This is a genomic window from Exiguobacterium acetylicum (assembly GCF_022170825.1).
Classification (GTDB): domain Bacteria; phylum Bacillota; class Bacilli; order Exiguobacteriales; family Exiguobacteriaceae; genus Exiguobacterium_A; species Exiguobacterium_A acetylicum_B.
Window position 1 is genome coordinate 482,948 of record NZ_CP081878.1, and the last position, 16,679, is coordinate 499,626.

Genomic DNA, 16,679 nt, shown 5'->3' on the forward strand with positions numbered 1-16,679 from the left:
TAGCCGTGGTTTGGGCTTTTTTTATGCATAAAGGAGGAAACAGCGATGGGAAATGTAGAAGTCGGCGTCATCATGGGAAGTCAATCGGATTGGGAAACGATGAAACATACATGTGATGTGTTGGAGCAACTCGAAATTCCGTTTGAGAAGAAGGTCGTCTCCGCACACCGGACACCAGATCTAATGTTTCGTTATGCTGAGTCAGCACGTGAACGAGGACTAAAGGTCATCATTGCCGGCGCAGGCGGTGCCGCTCATCTACCAGGCATGGTCGCTGCTAAAACGACATTACCGGTCATCGGTGTTCCTGTGAAGAGTAGGGCGCTACAAGGAATCGACTCCTTGCTCTCGATCGTTCAAATGCCAGGCGGTGTACCGGTCGCAACAGTCGCGATCGGAGAGGCAGGCGCGAAAAACGCTGGATTGCTAGCCGCTCAAATTCTTTCGATTCAAGATGAACGACTTGCCCGCAAGCTCGATCATATGCGTGTTGAACTCGAAGGGGACGTCATTGCATCCGGAGGGAACCTACTATGAAGCGAATCGGAATATTAGGTGGCGGTCAACTCGGTCGAATGATGGCACTGTCTGCCCGTGAGATGGGCTTTGAGATTCTGACGCTTGATCCAACAGACAACGCACCGTGTGCGCAAGTAGCGGATCAACACATTCAGGCAGCTTTCACGGATGTTGAAGCAGCAAAGCAACTTGCGGCTGAATCGGATGTCGTCACCTACGAATTCGAGAATATCTCGACGGAAGTCGCTGAAGCAATCGGAACGAAACTGATTCACGGAACCGATCTCCTCTTTCAAACGCAACATCGGGTTCGAGAAAAAGAGATGATTGAACGCATCGGGCATTCCGTCGCTCCATACTATCCGGTGACACATCCTGCTGACTTAGAGGAAGCGAAGCAACAACTCGGATTACCGTTCGTCTTGAAGACAGCACGATTCGGATACGACGGAAAAGGACAGACCGTCATTCGGACGGAAGAAGAGTTCCAAGCGGCAATCAAACAATTCGAACCGACTGAGTATGTCGCAGAACAATGGTTACCGTTTGATCAGGAAATTTCCGTCATCGTGACTCGAAGCGCAACCGAGACTCGTGTTTTCCCTGTTAGCGAGAACATTCATCAGGAGAACATTTTGCATCTATCGATTGTACCGGCTCGCATTTCAAAATCACTCGAACAAGAAGCAATTACGCTCGCTGAATCGATCGCGGATGCCGTCGGGCTGATCGGTACACTGGCAATCGAGTTGTTCGTCGTTGGTTCTCGACTAATCGTCAATGAACTAGCACCCCGACCACACAATTCGGGTCACTATTCGATCGATGCTTGTGAAACATCTCAATTCGAGCAACATATCCGTGCCATCAGTGGTCTCCCACTCGGTGATACCCGTCTGACGACACCGGTCGTCATGGCGAACATCCTGGGTCAGCATGTCACAGCATTATACGAGGAACTGCCGAGACTGAACGCTCGGACGAAAATTCACTTATATGGAAAAGCAGAAGCCAAGACAGGTCGCAAGATGGGACATTTAAACATCCTTGCGGAAACCGTCGACGATGCTTTGGCAGAAGTCGAACGCCTGTCGATATGGAAGGAGACAGTTCAATGATCGAACGGTATACGCGTCCTGAGATGAAAGCGATCTGGACCGAACAAAACAAATTTGAAGCTTGGTTAAAAGTCGAGATTCTTGCGTGTGAAGCATGGAGTGAACTAGGGGTCATCCCAAAAGAGGACGTCCAGTTGCTTTGGGATAATGCCTCATTTGATGTCAACCGCATCCTTGAAATCGAGCAAGAGACACGTCATGATGTCATCGCCTTCACGCGTGCTGTCTCTGAGACACTCGGAGAAGAACGCAAGTGGGTGCATTACGGACTAACGTCAACGGACGTCGTCGATACAGCACTCTCGTATCTGTTAAAGCAAGCAAACGATATTCTTGCTGCTGATCTCGATCGGTTCATCGAAATCTTAAAAGTCAAAGCGAACGAACATAAATATACGGTCATGATGGGACGCACACATGGCGTACATGCAGAACCGACGACGTTCGGTCTGAAACTAGCGCTTTGGTATGAAGAGATGAAACGGAACAAGGTCCGTTTCGAAGCTGCACGTGAGACGGTCGAATATGGCAAGATGTCCGGTGCCGTCGGAACATTCGCGAATATCGATCCGTTCATTGAAAAGTATGTCTGCGAAAAATTAGGAACGAAACCAGCACCGGTTTCAACACAGACGTTACAGCGCGATCGTCATGCACACTATATGTCGACACTGGCTTTGATCGCGACATCGATTGAAAAGATGGCAACGGAGATCCGGGGTCTACAAAAGACAGAAACACGTGAAGTCGAAGAATTCTTCGCTAAAGGTCAAAAAGGATCATCAGCGATGCCGCACAAGCGGAATCCGATCGGCTCTGAGAACATGACGGGTCTTGCCCGAGTCATCCGTGGACACATGGTGACGGCGTACGAGAACGTCTCACTCTGGCACGAACGCGATATCTCGCATTCTTCGGCAGAACGCATCATTCTTCCAGACGCAACAGGACTGCTCAACTACATGTTGAACCGTTTCGGAAACATTGTGAAGAACTTGACGGTCTTCCCGGACAACATGAAACGGAACATGGACCGGACGTTTGGGGTCATCTTCTCGGGACATGTCTTACTCGCTTTAATCGAAAAAGGCTGGTCTCGTGAAGCAGCGTATGATTTCGTTCAACCGCGTGCGATGCAGGCGTGGGAAGAACAAATCATGTTCCGTGACTTATTGTGGCAAGAACAGGACATTCAACAGCTGTTCACAGAAGAAGAGCTCGATGCGTGTTTCGATCCGACGTACCATACGAGTCGTGTCGATGAAATTTTTGAACGGTGTGGCTTGAACTAATCAACCTGAGACGGGGCACTTGCCCCGTCTACATCTTAGGATCATGGGGGACGAAAGCGATGCAACCACTTTATGAAGGAAAAGCAAAACGATTGTACACGACGCAGGAGCAGGATGTGCTCCGGATCGTCTATAAAGACGAGGCCACGGCATTCAACGGCGAGAAAAAAGAAATATTTGCTGGAAAAGGCGAATTGAACAACCGATTGACGAGTCATTTCTTTGAAATCCTCGAACAAGCGGGCATTCCGACACATTTCATTGAGCGTGTTTCGGAGCGCGAACAGCTCGTACGTCGTGTCACTATCATTCCACTCGAAGTCGTCGTCCGGAACGTCGTCGCAGGAAGCTTGAGTAAACGGCTCGGTATCGAAGAAGGTACAGTGCTCGAAACACCAATCGTTGAGTTCTACTATAAAGATGATACGTTAGGCGATCCACTCGTCACCTCATCACACATTAATTTACTGAAGATTGCGACTTCTGAAGAGCTAGAAGAGCTGTCGGACAAAGCACTTCGCGTGAATGAAGTCTTGCAACCGTACTTCCGTCAAAACGGAATCACGTTGATTGATTTTAAACTAGAGTACGGCAAAACGGCAGATGGAACGATTCTACTGGCTGATGAGATTTCACCTGATACATGCCGCTTGTGGGACCAGGAAACTGGAGAACATCTCGATAAAGATGTCTTCCGACGTAATATCGGTTCACTGACAGAGACATACCAAACACTATTCAATCGCCTAGGGGGAAACACACAATGAAAAAAGTCATCGTATCGATTGCATTACGGGAAAGCATTTTAGATCCACAAGGAGTTGCTGTAAAAGGCGGATTGCAACAGCTTGGTTTTAACGGTGTCGAGAGTGTCCGAATCGGAAAACAGATTGAACTGCTCGTTGAAACGGAAACGACAGAAGCGATGATTCATGAGATGTGTCAAAAACTACTCGTTAACACGGTGATGGAAGATTACCAGATTACGATTGAAGAGGTGACGCCAGCATGAAGTTCGCGGTCATCGTCTTTCCGGGATCGAACTGTGATTTAGATATGTATCATGCGGTTAGGGATGCGCTCGGAGAAGAAGCCGAATACGTTTTCCATACCGAAACATCACTTGAAGGCTACGATGGTGTCCTGTTACCAGGTGGGTTCTCATACGGAGACTATCTTCGTTGCGGTGCGATCGCGCGCTTCTCACCGATCATGGAAGAAGTTAAACGCTTCGCGGCAGAAGGGAAAACGGTTCTCGGGGTATGTAACGGATTCCAGATTCTTGTCGAAGCGGGACTCTTACCAGGTGTCTTGCACCGGAACAACGGTTTAAAGTTCATGTGCCGAACGGTCGAACTGAAGGTTGAGAATACGAAGACACGTTTTACATCAGATTATACGCCAGGCGAGACGATCTCGATTCCGATCGCGCATGGTGAAGGAAACTACTACTGTGATGATGCAACTTATGCGATGCTCCAAACAAACGGGCAAATTGCTTTCACATATGTTGACAATCCGAACGGTTCGCGCGGCGATATCGCCGGGATCACGAATAAAGCCGGAAATGTTCTTGGGATGATGCCACACCCAGAACGAGCGGTCGAGCTATTGACTGGCGGAACAGATGGATTGAAACTCTTTACTTCACTCGTCAAACAGGGGGCACACCATGCTAAAACAACAGTCTGAACCAACACCAGAATTGATTCAAGAGCAACGCGTTTATGCCACGATGGGCTTAAGCGATACGGAATACCAGATGGTCGTCGATTTACTGGGACGCCAACCGAACTACACAGAAACAGGCTTGTTCTCGGTCATGTGGTCTGAGCATTGTTCGTACAAGACATCTAAACCCGTCCTTCGTCAATTCCCGACGACTGGACCACGTGTCTTGCAGGGACCGGGTGAAGGAGCAGGTGTCGTTGATATCGGCGATGAGCAGGCTGTCGTCTTTAAAATTGAAAGCCACAATCACCCATCAGCCGTTGAACCATACCAAGGCGCTGCAACCGGCGTCGGCGGAATCATTCGCGACATCTTCTCGATGGGCGCCCGCCCGGTCGCTCTCATGAACTCGCTCCGTTTCGGTCATCTCGGTACACCACGTGTCAATCAACTGTTCGAACAAGTTGTCGCTGGGATCGCGGGTTATGGCAACTGTGTCGGTATCCCGACGATCGGTGGCGAAATCGGATTTGATCGTTCGTATGAAGGCAATCCGCTCGTCAACGCGATGTGTATCGGTTTGATCAACCATGCCGATATTCAAAAAGGTCAGGCAAAAGGTGTCGGTAACTCAGTCATGTACGTCGGTGCAGCTACTGGGCGCGACGGCATTCATGGTGCGACGTTTGCCTCGGAGGATCTCGGAGAGGATACAGAAGCAAAACGTCCGGCTGTTCAAGTCGGTGATCCATTCATGGAAAAGCTGTTGATTGAAGCTTGTCTTGAGATCGTTGGTCATCCAGCACTTGTCGGAATGCAGGATATGGGCGCTGCTGGACTAACATCTTCTTCAGCAGAGATGGCTTCAAAAGCAGGCATGGGCATCGAGATGCACCTCGATGACGTCCCGCAACGGGAGACAGGGATGACAGCCTACGAAATGATGCTCTCAGAATCACAAGAACGAATGTTACTCGTCGTCAAGCGTGGTCGTGAGGCAGAGATTGAAGCAATCGTCAGCAAATGGGGACTCCATGCCGTTCACGTTGGAGAAGTCATTGAAGAGAAAGTCTTACGTTTGATCCATCATGGGGATATCGTGGCGGAAGTTCCGGTTGACGCGTTAGCGGAAGAAGCACCAGTCTATGAAAAACCATCCCGCGTTCCTGCGTACTATGAAGAATTCCAAGCGATGGAAGAGACACTCCCAGTCGTCGAGGACGTCGTTGAGACATGGCGAGCACTACTTCGTCAGCCGACGATCGCGTCAAAACGCTGGGTCTACGATCAGTACGATCATATGGTTCAGACATCGACGGTCGTCGCACCAGGATCAGACGCAGCCGTCATCCGCGTCCGCGGTACGAACAAAGCGCTCGCAATGACGACCGACTGCAACAGTCGTTTCGTCTACTTGGATCCATACGTCGGTGGACAGATTGCCGTGGCGGAAGCAGCCCGTAATATCGTCGCGAGTGGTGCGACACCACTTGCCATAACGGATTGCCTGAACTTCGGAAATCCGGATAAACCAGAAGGCTTCTGGCAGTTGCAGCAAGCAACAGCCGGTATGGCGGAAGCATGTCGTGTCCTTGAGACACCCGTCATCGGTGGGAACGTCTCACTCTACAACGAGTCAGCTGGTCAAGCGGTTCACCCGACACCGGTCGTCGGAATGGTCGGATTACACGAGCAGACAGAATGGATCACGACACAACACGTCAAACAAGCAGGTGACCAGATTTATCTGTTAGGTGAAACAACAGCCGAGTTTGGTGGTAGTGAGCTTCAATATATGCAATTCGGTAAATCATTCGGTCGCGCACCGCAGATCGATTTAGCAGTCGAACACGCACGCTTACAATTGTTACAACAAGCAGTACAAGCAGGTGAAGTCAATGCGATGCATGATGTGTCAGAAGGTGGTCTTGCAATCGCCCTCGCTGAGATGACATTTGGGACGAACCTCGGATTGACAGTTCAGTTTGATGGACCAACGTTACACCTGTTCAGTGAATCGCAATCACGTTTCGTCGTCACTGTGCCACAAGCACACGCTGCAGCATTCGAACAACGGACCGGTGCTCAAGCGATCGGTGTCGTCACGAACGATGAGCTTCTTGTCATCGAGACGGCAGAGACACGGATCGAAGCAGACCGTTCGACCTTACAGGAAGACTGGGAAGGAGCAATCGCGTGTTATATGACATCAAAGGACTAAATGAGGAGTGTGGCGTCTTCGGGATCTTCGGACAACCGAATGCAGCGCAACTCGCCTATTACGGCTTGCATAGTTTGCAACACCGGGGACAGGAAGGGGCAGGAATCGTCACGAGTGACGGCGAAGACCTCTTCCCGCACCGCGGGCAAGGACTCGTGACGGAAGTCTTTTCGGAAGAGACACTGACAGACCTTAAAGGACATCACGCGATCGGACACGTCCGGTATTCGACAGCAGGGGGAAATACGCTTGAGAATACCCAACCGCTTCATTTCAAATCGCGGACGGGAGATCTTGCCCTCGCGCATAACGGAAACCTCGTTAACGCCGATTCACTGAAGCATCTACTAGAAGCAGAAGGTGCCATCTTTCAGACGACGAGTGATACGGAAGTCGTCGCTCACCTTGTCAAACGCAGCAAGCTCGAGACACTCGAAGATCGGATTGCCGATAGTCTCGCGCGTCTTGTCGGGGCATTTGCATTCCTCTTCTTAACGGAAGATACGCTATTCGTGGCAGTTGATCCACACGGACTTCGTCCACTGTCACTCGGGAAGACACCGGACGGCGGCATCGTGTTTGCGTCAGAGACATGTGCCTTTGATATCGTCGGTGCAGAGTTCATTCGTGATATTGAGCCGGGGGAGCTCGTGACGATCACAGAACACGGCATGTCGTCTCGTCAATACATGGAGCCACGTGAACGGGCGATGTGTTCGATGGAATATATCTACTTCTCACGTCCGGATTCAATCATTGATGGTGTCAACGTCCATACGGCTCGCAAAGCACTTGGGAAAAAGATGTATGAAGAAGCACCGGTCGAAGCAGACGTCGTTACCGGGGTACCGGATTCAAGTATCTCGGCAGCGATCGGTTACGCGGAAGCGAGTGGGATTCCGTATGAAATGGGATTGATCAAGAACCGGTATGTCGGACGGACGTTCATCCAGCCGTCACAGGAGTTGCGGGAACGTGGGGTCAAAATGAAGTTGTCCGCGTTACGCGGCGTCGTACAAGGCAAGCGTGTCATCATGGTCGATGATTCGATCGTTCGGGGAACGACGAGTCGTCGGATCGTCGGTTTATTACGTGAAGCCGGTGCAACGGAAGTTCATGTCCGTATCACGGCACCACCGATTACGAATCCATGTTATTACGGGATTGATACATCGTCAAAAGACGAGCTAATCTCTGCCCGGTTGATGCCGGAAGAGATCCGTCAAGAAATCGGTGCTGATTCACTTGAGTTCCTAACTGTACCGGGTATGGTCGATGCAATCGATCGTCCGTTTGAAGGACCATTAAAAGGACAATGTACCGCTTGTTTCACAGGAGAGTACCCGACACCACTCGGTTCGCTCGAGTTAGAAGCTAAACTTTGATAGATGGGGGAAGAACATGAGCAAACATTACGAAGCAGCAGGTGTGAGTCTGACGGCAGGATATGAGTCCGTCACTCGAATGAAAAAACACGTCGCCCGTTCGATGCGCAAAGAAGTATTAACGGGACTCGGTAGCTTTGGTGCGATGTTCGACCTCAGCCAATTGCAGTTGAAAGAACCGGTTCTCGTCAGCGGAACGGATGGTGTTGGTACGAAACTCAAGCTTGCCTTCGCACTCGAACAACACGATACAATCGGGATCGACTGTGTTGCGATGTGCGTGAACGATATCATCGTCCAAGGAGCAGAACCGCTTTATTTCCTTGACTACATCGCGCTCGGTCAGGCGATTCCAGCAAAGATCGAACGCATCGTCGCAGGTGTTGCTGAAGGATGTGTTCAAGCCGGATGTACGTTGATCGGTGGCGAGACGGCAGAAATGCCAGGGATGTACGCGGATGGCGAATACGATATCGCTGGTTTTGCCGTCGGTGCCGTTGAAAAACAAAAATTGATCACCGGTGACAAGGTCGCAGCAGGCGATGTCATTCTTGGGCTCGCTTCGTCCGGTGTCCATTCGAACGGCTTTTCACTCGTTCGTAAAATCGTCGCCGAGAGTGGACTTAGCTACGAAGATGAAGTCATGATGCTCGGTCATACGCTTGGTAATGCGCTTCTCATGCCGACACGTATCTACGTCGAAGCGGTCAAAGCTGCCCTTGAGACGGAAAAGATTCAAGCGATGGTCCATATTACAGGTGGCGGGTTCTACGAGAACGTACCACGCGTCTTGCCAGAAGGTCTCGGCGCATCGTTTGATCCGAAAAGGTGGCCGACGTTACCGGTCTTCGACTGGCTTGAACAAGCAGGTGATCTGCCACGACATGACATGTATAATGTCTTCAACATGGGGATCGGTTTCATGTTGATCGTCAAACCGGAAGATGTTGCGGAAGTAACAGCACGCCTCGCTCGTGAAAATGAGACGGCGTACGTGATTGGTCAGGTGACCGATCAAGCAGGTGTCCGGATTCAAGGAGTCGACGCATGAAGATCGCTTGTTTTGCATCAGGTAGCGGTAGTAATGTCGAAGCACTGTTTGAAGCAATCGAGGCAGGGACGTTACATGCCTCGATCGAACTGATCGTCTGCGATCAACCGGACGCAGCAGTCATTGAACGGGCGAAACGACGTGGATGTGACGTCTTCGTCTTTCGGGCGAAGGACTATCCGGATAAACCAAGTTTTGAGCGGGAAATCATCGCTCGTCTTGAAGCAAAAGGTATTGAACGGATCATCCTTGCCGGTTACATGCGATTGATCGGGGAAGAGTTGCTCGGACGATACGCAGGGCGGATCGTCAACATTCATCCGTCGCTACTTCCGGCGTTCCCAGGAAAAGATGCGATCGGACAAGCATTTCGTGGCGGAGTTAAAATCACAGGTGTTACAATTCATATAGTCGATGAAGGAATGGACACTGGACCCATCATGGCTCAAGAAGCCGTTCGGATTACAGAAGAGATGACGCGTGAAACGTTGCAACAAGCGATTCAGCGCGTCGAACATAGACTGTATCCGCAAGTCATCGAAGAGTGGATGAAAGAGGAGGCAAACGTATGAGAGCGTTAATTAGTGTGTCGGATAAAACAGGGATCGTCGAACTAGGACGAGCGTTTCACGAAGCAGGTATCGAGCTCGTCTCGACAGGCGGAACACATCAAGCATTAGAGGAAGCTGGGCTTCCGGTCATTGGTATCAGTGAAGTCACACAATTCCCAGAGATGCTCGACGGACGTGTCAAGACGCTCCATCCCATGGTCCACGGTGGATTACTTGGTCGTCGTGATCTCGAATCCCATCGTGAACAGATGGCTGCGCAACAAATTCAACCGATTGATTTCGTCGTCGTCAATCTATATCCGTTCAAGCAGACAGTCTTACAAGAAGACGTTGCCTATGCGGATGCGATTGAGAACATCGACATCGGTGGACCAAGCATGTTGCGTTCAGCAGCGAAGAACCACGCGGCTGTGACGGTCGTCGTCGACCCAGCTGATTACGAAACCGTCGTTGCGGAGGTTCGTGAAGGTGGAACGACGTTTGAGACACGTCAACGTCTTGCAGCGAAAGCATTCCGTCATACAGCGGCGTACGATGCGTTGATCGCGGATTATTTCTTGACGCAAACAGGAGAGAAGTTCCCGGATCAGTTGACGATTACGCTTGAGAAGGTCCAAGACCTCCGTTACGGAGAAAATCCACACCAAGAAGCAGCCTTTTATAAAACACCGATTTACCGTGGGGCTTCCCTTGCTTCCGCGAAGCAGTTGCACGGTAAAGAGTTGTCGTATAACAACATTCAAGATGCAAACGCAGCTCTTGAAATCCTCGACGAGTTCCGCGAAGCAGCAGCCGTCGTCGTTAAACACATGAACCCATGTGGCGTTGCCGTCGGTCCAACGATCGGAGAGGCTTTCCGCCGCGCGCATGCAGCAGATCCTATCTCAATCTTCGGTGGCATCGTCGCCTTGAACCGCGAAGTCGATCTTGAAACAGCAGAACAACTAAGTGGTATCTTCCTTGAAATTATCATTGCCCCGTCCTTCACGGAAGAAGCATTTGCCTTATTGTCAGCGAAAAAGAACATTCGTCTGCTCGAGCTCGACGTCAAACGTGTCCAAGCGATCCGCTATACGGCAGTTGCCGGCGGCATGCTTGTCCAAGACAGTGACGATGAGACGCTTGATGATGCGGCAGCACGCGTCGTCACGGACCGCAAGCCGACAGCAGCGGAATGGGAAGATTTGAAACTGGCATGGCGCGCTGTTAAACACGTCAAGTCGAATGCGATCGTTCTCGCGAAAGACGAAGTAACCGTTGGTGTTGGTGCAGGACAGATGAACCGTGTTGGTTCGGCAAACATCGCGATCACGCAAGCCGGAGAAAAAGCGGTTGGCGCATCCCTTGCTTCCGATGCTTTCTTCCCAATGGGGGACACAGTCGAAGCAGCAGCAGCGGCTGGTATTACCGCAATCATTCAACCAGGTGGCTCGATTCGCGATCAAGAGTCAATCGATGCGTGTAACAAGCACGGCATTACGATGATCTTTACGAACGTTCGACATTTCAAACACTAAGCGGAGGCGATTTGAATGAAGGTATTGGTGATTGGTAAAGGAGGGCGTGAACACGCGCTCGTCTGGAAACTGGCACAGGATGAACGGATTGAGACGGTATATGCTGCGCCCGGGAATGCCGGGATGACACAAGCAACATGTGTTCCAATCGCCGAAGATGCCATCGATGAACTCGTAACGTTCGCAAAAGACGAACAGATCGATTGGACAATTGTTGGACCAGAAGGACCGCTCGTTCTTGGGGTCGTCAATGCGTTTCAGGCAGCTGGACTGCAGATCTTTGGTCCAACGCGAGAAGCAGCAGCCATCGAAGGGAGTAAACAGTTCGCGAAGGAATTAATGGCGCGTGCTGGTATTCCGACCGCTGCTCACGCTGTCTTCACTTCAGCAGAAGAAGCGATAGCGTATGTTCGTCAAGCGGGGGCACCAATTGTCATCAAAGCGGATGGACTCGCTGCCGGAAAAGGGGTCACAGTCGCAGAAACAGTTGATCAGGCACTTGAAGCAATCCACGATACGTTTGCTGGGGAATACGGGCAGCAAAGCCGTGTCGTCATCGAAGAGTGTCTAGTCGGAGAAGAGTGCTCGTTAATGGCATTCGTCCACGAAGATACGGTCATTCCAATGGTGTTATCACAAGATCATAAACGGGCGTTTGACGGTGATCTCGGTCCGAACACGGGTGGAATGGGAGCTTATTCTCCACTTCCGCAATGGGACGAAGCAGCATTGACGACAGAAGCTGTTGACCGAATCATCCAGCCGCTCGTCGATCAGATGGCTAGTGAAGGCATTCCGTTCACTGGGTTCCTCTATGCGGGTCTGATGCTGACGAAACAAGGACCATTCGTCATCGAGTTCAATGCCCGCTTTGGTGATCCGGAAACAGAAGTCATTCTCCCACGCCTGGAGACACCATTACTTGATGTCATCATGCCGCTAATGGACGGACAGACGCCGGAAATCGTTTGGACGGATCAAGCAGCTGTTGGTGTCGTCGTCGCTGCAAAAGGATATCCGGAAGCGCCTCAAACGGGACAAGCGATTCCACTTGATCAGATTGGGGACGCCCTTCTCGTCTTTCATGCCGGAACGGCAGAACGATTTGGTCAGCTTGTCTCAGCAGGTGGACGTGTCCTCGTTTGTGTCAGCCGTGCTGAGACAATCGAGCAAGCGGTCGAACAGGTCTATGCCAACTTGCCAGACGTGACGGATCAACCGTTCTTTTACCGGACCGATATCGCTCAAAAAGCCTTTCGTGCTTCACATGAATCGTAACATCTAAACCAGACGTGCTCGAAAGAGTTGCGTCTGGTTTTTTGGTTTCTTGGCGAAGTGCACGAAAAGATTTGTCTTCCATGGCGAATTTGTGTTATTTTGACCAAATGAATCCGGAACGGGGCAAAACTTCTTGAAACTTACTTAGTAACATTTTAGTATAAGAACTATAAGAAAGCGTTTTCAATAAAACAAAGGAGGTCGAGCTTTCGTGAAAAAAAAATGTGGAAGATCCCCTTGGACGAAATCTGAAGTACGGACACACCAAGCGGTCATCAGCGGAAAGCTTGCACCGACACTTGTCATACAGAATGCCACATACCTGAATCATGGAGTCAAAGCATGGCGGACGGCGAACATCTGGATTAGCGGCGACCGAATCGTCTACGTCGGTCCAGAAATGCCGGAACAAGCCGATGCCTACCATGATGCGACAGGTCAATATATCGTACCTGGTTACATTGAACCCCATGCGCATCCATTCCAACTCTATAACCCAGCGAGTCTTGCAAAGTTTGCGGCAGAGCGGGGAACATCGACACTCGTCAACGATAATATGTTGTTATTATTAGAGCCGACGGAGCAAGCGTTTGCTCAAGTTGAGGCGCTAGCGGACTTACCGACCTCGATGTACTGGTGGGCAAGACTCGACGCGCAGACGGAACTTGATGCGGATAGCATCTCGATCGATAACCGTCGGATTCAAGCGTGGCTTAAGCATCCACAAGTCATCCAAGCGGGTGAGTTGACGGGATGGCCACGTCTCTCGCAAGGAGACGATGAACTGCTCCACTGGATGCAAGATGCGATCAAACTCGGAAAACCAATCGAAGGTCATTTCCCTGGCGCTTCAGCAAAGACGTTGACGAAGATGGCGCTTTACGGCGTAACGAGTGATCATGAGGCAATGACGGTCGAAGAGGCGATGACACGTCTTGAACTTGGCTATACGACGACGATTCGTTATTCGTCGATTCGTCCAGATCTACCGGATATCTTTAAAGGTCTCGTCGAAGCAGGATTGACGCAGTTCGATAAGGTACTAGTGACGACAGATGGTTCGACGCCGTCCTTCTATAAAGCGGGCATGATGGATGAGACGATCCGACTGATGCTTGAGGCAGGAATTCCCGTCGAAGAAGCATACCGAATTGCTTCATACAATGCAGCACGTCATTTTAATCTCGATCATCTACTCGGAAGTATCGCACCAGGACGGATTGCCCATCTCAACTTCCTCGAAGCAAAAGATGCTCCGACACCAGTCGCTGTCCTTGCACGCGGAACGTGGGTGCGCCAAGCGGATATTCCGTGTTACCCGGCAGAAGCGCTCGATGCTGTCTATGCACTCATGCCACGCTCGGAAGTCCAGGTTTCCTTAACGGAACAGGATTTTTCATTCAGCATGCCGGTTGGTCTTGAAATGGTCAATTCCGTCATCATGAAGCTGTATCAAGTCGAGCATGATACAAGTGTGCCTGTGTTACCAGCGGGTTGCGATGAATCCTTCTTAATGTTACTCGATCGGGAAGGAAAGTGGCGTTTGAATACCGTTCTGAAAAACTTTGCGACACAAGTTGGCGGTCTTGTTAGTTCGTACTCAATCAGTGGTGATATTCTGATGATTGGTAAATCAAAACGAGATATGCAAGTCGCGTTTGATCGAATGAAAGCGTTCGGAGGTGGGATCGTTCTCGTCGAAGACGGGGAAGTTATCGCTGAAGTTCCATTGACCTTAATGGGGCAGACATCCGACTTACCACTCGAGGATTTGATCGTTCAGGAAACCGCTTTACGGGAAGCATTGTTTGAGCGCGGTTATGCGTTTGAAGATCCTGTCTATACGTTGCTATTCCTAGCGTCGACTCACTTGCCATATGTGCGGATCACACCGCAGGGAATATACGAAGTCCTTCGGAAAAAAGTCCTTTTCCCAGCGATTTTGCGATGACGCTTGAATTTTAAAACGTCGCGCTTTAAACTATTAAAGAGCAATTGAATGGGAAAGGGAGTCACAAGATGCAACTCGATAAATTGCGTGGAAAAGAATTAGATCAGTTATTTACAGCCATCATGAAGATGGATTCATTAGAAGATTGTTATACGTTGTTCGAAGACTTAGCGACCGTCAACGAAATCCAGGCGCTCGCCCAACGTCTTGAAGTCGCACGTCAATTACGTGAAGGCAATACGTATCACAAAATCGAGAAGGCGACCGGTGCTTCAACGGCAACGATCTCGCGTGTCAAACGTTGCTTGAACTACGGTTCTGGCGGTTATGACTTAGCACTCGCCCGTTTAGGTCTTGTAGAGCAAGAAGTAGCGGATAACTAATGTTATCCGCTACTTCTATGAAGGGGGCGTGTCACATTGGATTTTGCGTTACAACATAAAATTCAACATTTCATTCGAAGATTGACGCCCATCCAGTCGCTCGTCATCATCTACTTCGTTGCTGTCATCATTGGGATCATCATGCTCGGTTTGCCGTGGTCGACCAAGGGAGACTATAACTGGGATTTCACGGACCTCGTCTTCATGGCGGTCAGTTGTGTCAGTGTAACCGGTCTGACGACGGTCTCGGTCTCGGAAACATTCACGACGTTCGGCTACTTCATGATCATGATTTTAGTGCAAGTCAGCGGGATTGGTTTGATGTCGCTTCATATCGCGATGTGGGTTATCCTTGGAAAACGAATCGGCTTTCGGGAACGTCAACTCGTCGTTCGAGATCAGAACCAGACGACGATGCAAGGTGTCGTCAAATACATTCGGGAAGTTATCTTGATCATCGTCTCGATTGAATTGATTGGGGCTTTGATTCTTGGACTTTATTACACGAAGTATTTTCCGACGCTCGGAGAAGCGATGCTCCAAGGACTGTTCGGCTCGGTCAGTGCGACGACGAACGCCGGTTTTGATATCACCGGCGAATCCTTACTACCGTTTCGCGGTGATTTATTCGTCGTCTTCATGCAAATTTTGCTACTGACGCTCGGCGCGATCGGTTTTCCGGTACTCGTTGAAGTCCGGCGTTATATTTCGTACCGAGCGACACGTCAGGCAACACGTCAACCGTATCATTTTTCACTCTTTACGAAATTAACAGCATCGACGTTCTTCATTCTCGTTCTGTTCGGAACGGTGTCATTGCTACTATTTGAATGGAACCAGTCCTTTAAAGGCTTACCAGTCGATGAGAAACTCGTTGACGCCTTATTCCAATCCGTCACGACCCGAAATGGTGGATTGACGACGGTCGACATCACGTCCTTCTCACAAGCCTCGATTTTCGTCTTATCGCTCTTGATGTTCATTGGGGCATCCCCGTCTTCCGTTGGTGGTGGGATTCGAACGACGACGTTTGCTGTTGCCGTCTTGAGTGTCATTGCCTTCATACGAGGGGAATACGGGATCAAAATCTTCGGTCGTGAAATCGGTCAATCGGATATTTGGAAAGCGTTCGTCGTCATCGTTGTTTCAACAGGGGTGACGATGGTCGGATTGATCGTCTTGTTACTTGTCGAGGATGCACCGTTCCTTGTCCTCTTTTTTGAAGCATGTTCGGCATTTGGAACGACCGGTTTATCGCTCGGCATTACGGATCAACTGTCGGATATTGGGAAGTGGACGTTGTCCGTCCTGATGTTCATTGGTCGAATCGGAGTCATCTCGTTCGTCCTGCTCCTGAAGGCGAACCAACCGAAACGAAACTACAACTATCCGAAGGAATCCGTCATCATCGGATAAGGGGGCTCTTTTTATGAAACGTGCCTTTTGGATCAACTTCGCGTACATCTTTGCTGTTCCTGTCCTACCGTTTTTGGCGCTCGTCAACGGACGAGCACTCTGTTCGCCGGATTCACCGTTACTGGACGTCCCGGTACTCGGCTTCTTTTTAGCAGAACCGTGGGCGTTCGTTCCGGTATATGCCGTCTTTGCGTTGTTACTGGCGTCACTCTTGACGAAACGACGGACACACGTCTGACCATCTCGCCCTGCGCGAGATGGTTTTTTGTTTTATACTGAATGTGGAATGAGAAAGAGAGGATGGG

General features: G+C 50.2%; 16 protein-coding genes. All 16 read left to right on the plus strand.

Annotation, left to right across the window (positions count from 1 at the left end):
- The first annotated feature begins 45 nt into the window (after positions 1–45).
- The 16 genes from purE to K6T22_RS02620 all read left to right on the plus strand — a co-directional run bounded on the left by purE (position 46) and on the right by K6T22_RS02620 (position 16,612).
- Positions 46–537 (plus strand): 5-(carboxyamino)imidazole ribonucleotide mutase, encoded by a 492-nt coding sequence (gene purE, locus K6T22_RS02545; protein WP_238238748.1) that lies wholly within the window; start codon positions 46–48, stop codon positions 535–537.
- Positions 534–1,637 carry a 5-(carboxyamino)imidazole ribonucleotide synthase gene (gene purK / locus K6T22_RS02550; protein WP_238238750.1) on the plus strand — a complete coding sequence of 368 codons (1,104 nt, stop codon included), beginning with the start codon at positions 534–536 and terminating at the stop codon, positions 1,635–1,637. The genes purE and purK overlap by 4 nt, the downstream gene beginning before the upstream one ends.
- Positions 1,634–2,929, plus strand: coding sequence for an adenylosuccinate lyase (purB, locus tag K6T22_RS02555; protein ID WP_023467067.1), 1,296 nt, complete (start codon positions 1,634–1,636; stop codon positions 2,927–2,929). The genes purK and purB overlap by 4 nt, the downstream gene beginning before the upstream one ends.
- 59 nt (positions 2,930–2,988) lie before the next feature.
- Positions 2,989–3,696, plus strand: a complete 708-nt coding sequence (gene purC, locus K6T22_RS02560) for a phosphoribosylaminoimidazolesuccinocarboxamide synthase (RefSeq protein WP_238238752.1) — start codon at positions 2,989–2,991, stop codon at positions 3,694–3,696.
- Positions 3,693–3,941, plus strand: a complete 249-nt coding sequence (purS, locus tag K6T22_RS02565) for a phosphoribosylformylglycinamidine synthase subunit PurS (protein ID WP_238238753.1) — start codon at positions 3,693–3,695, stop codon at positions 3,939–3,941. Before purC ends, purS begins: the two co-directional genes overlap by 4 nt.
- The gene (purQ, locus tag K6T22_RS02570; protein WP_238238755.1) at positions 3,938–4,621 is read left to right on the plus strand and encodes a phosphoribosylformylglycinamidine synthase subunit PurQ; all 684 of its coding nucleotides are present in this window, start codon (positions 3,938–3,940) and stop codon (positions 4,619–4,621) included. Before purS ends, purQ begins: the two co-directional genes overlap by 4 nt.
- Entirely contained in the window at positions 4,602–6,821 is a 2,220-nt protein-coding gene (gene purL, locus K6T22_RS02575; protein ID WP_238238756.1) for a phosphoribosylformylglycinamidine synthase subunit PurL, read from the plus strand. The genes purQ and purL overlap by 20 nt, the downstream gene beginning before the upstream one ends.
- On the plus strand, positions 6,797–8,206 hold the full coding sequence (purF, locus tag K6T22_RS02580) for an amidophosphoribosyltransferase (RefSeq protein ID WP_238238758.1): 1,410 nt from the start codon (positions 6,797–6,799) through the stop codon (positions 8,204–8,206). The genes purL and purF overlap by 25 nt, the downstream gene beginning before the upstream one ends.
- A gap of 16 nt (positions 8,207–8,222) precedes the next feature.
- A complete protein-coding gene (gene purM / locus K6T22_RS02585; RefSeq protein ID WP_238238759.1) occupies positions 8,223–9,257 on the plus strand; it encodes a phosphoribosylformylglycinamidine cyclo-ligase in 1,035 nt (344 codons plus the stop codon).
- Positions 9,254–9,829 carry a phosphoribosylglycinamide formyltransferase gene (purN, locus tag K6T22_RS02590; protein ID WP_238238761.1) on the plus strand — a complete coding sequence of 192 codons (576 nt, stop codon included), beginning with the start codon at positions 9,254–9,256 and terminating at the stop codon, positions 9,827–9,829. Before purM ends, purN begins: the two co-directional genes overlap by 4 nt.
- On the plus strand, positions 9,826–11,346 hold the full coding sequence (gene purH / locus K6T22_RS02595) for a bifunctional phosphoribosylaminoimidazolecarboxamide formyltransferase/IMP cyclohydrolase (RefSeq protein WP_238238762.1): 1,521 nt from the start codon (positions 9,826–9,828) through the stop codon (positions 11,344–11,346). The genes purN and purH overlap by 4 nt, the downstream gene beginning before the upstream one ends.
- 15 nt (positions 11,347–11,361) lie before the next feature.
- The gene (gene purD / locus K6T22_RS02600) at positions 11,362–12,624 is read left to right on the plus strand and encodes a phosphoribosylamine--glycine ligase (protein WP_238238764.1); all 1,263 of its coding nucleotides are present in this window, start codon (positions 11,362–11,364) and stop codon (positions 12,622–12,624) included.
- Between the two features lie 211 nt (positions 12,625–12,835).
- Positions 12,836–14,575 carry an adenine deaminase C-terminal domain-containing protein gene (locus K6T22_RS02605; protein ID WP_238238765.1) on the plus strand — a complete coding sequence of 580 codons (1,740 nt, stop codon included), beginning with the start codon at positions 12,836–12,838 and terminating at the stop codon, positions 14,573–14,575.
- Between the two features lie 68 nt (positions 14,576–14,643).
- Positions 14,644–14,958, plus strand: coding sequence for a YerC/YecD family TrpR-related protein (locus K6T22_RS02610; protein WP_238238767.1), 315 nt, complete (start codon positions 14,644–14,646; stop codon positions 14,956–14,958).
- Between the two features lie 36 nt (positions 14,959–14,994).
- Positions 14,995–16,374: a TrkH family potassium uptake protein gene (locus tag K6T22_RS02615; RefSeq protein ID WP_238238769.1), complete on the plus strand. Its 1,380-nt coding sequence runs from the start codon at positions 14,995–14,997 to the stop codon at positions 16,372–16,374.
- A 13-nt stretch (positions 16,375–16,387) separates the two neighbouring features.
- Positions 16,388–16,612 (plus strand): hypothetical protein, encoded by a 225-nt coding sequence (locus K6T22_RS02620; protein ID WP_035398958.1) that lies wholly within the window; start codon positions 16,388–16,390, stop codon positions 16,610–16,612.
- Positions 16,613–16,679: the final 67 nt, after the last annotated feature.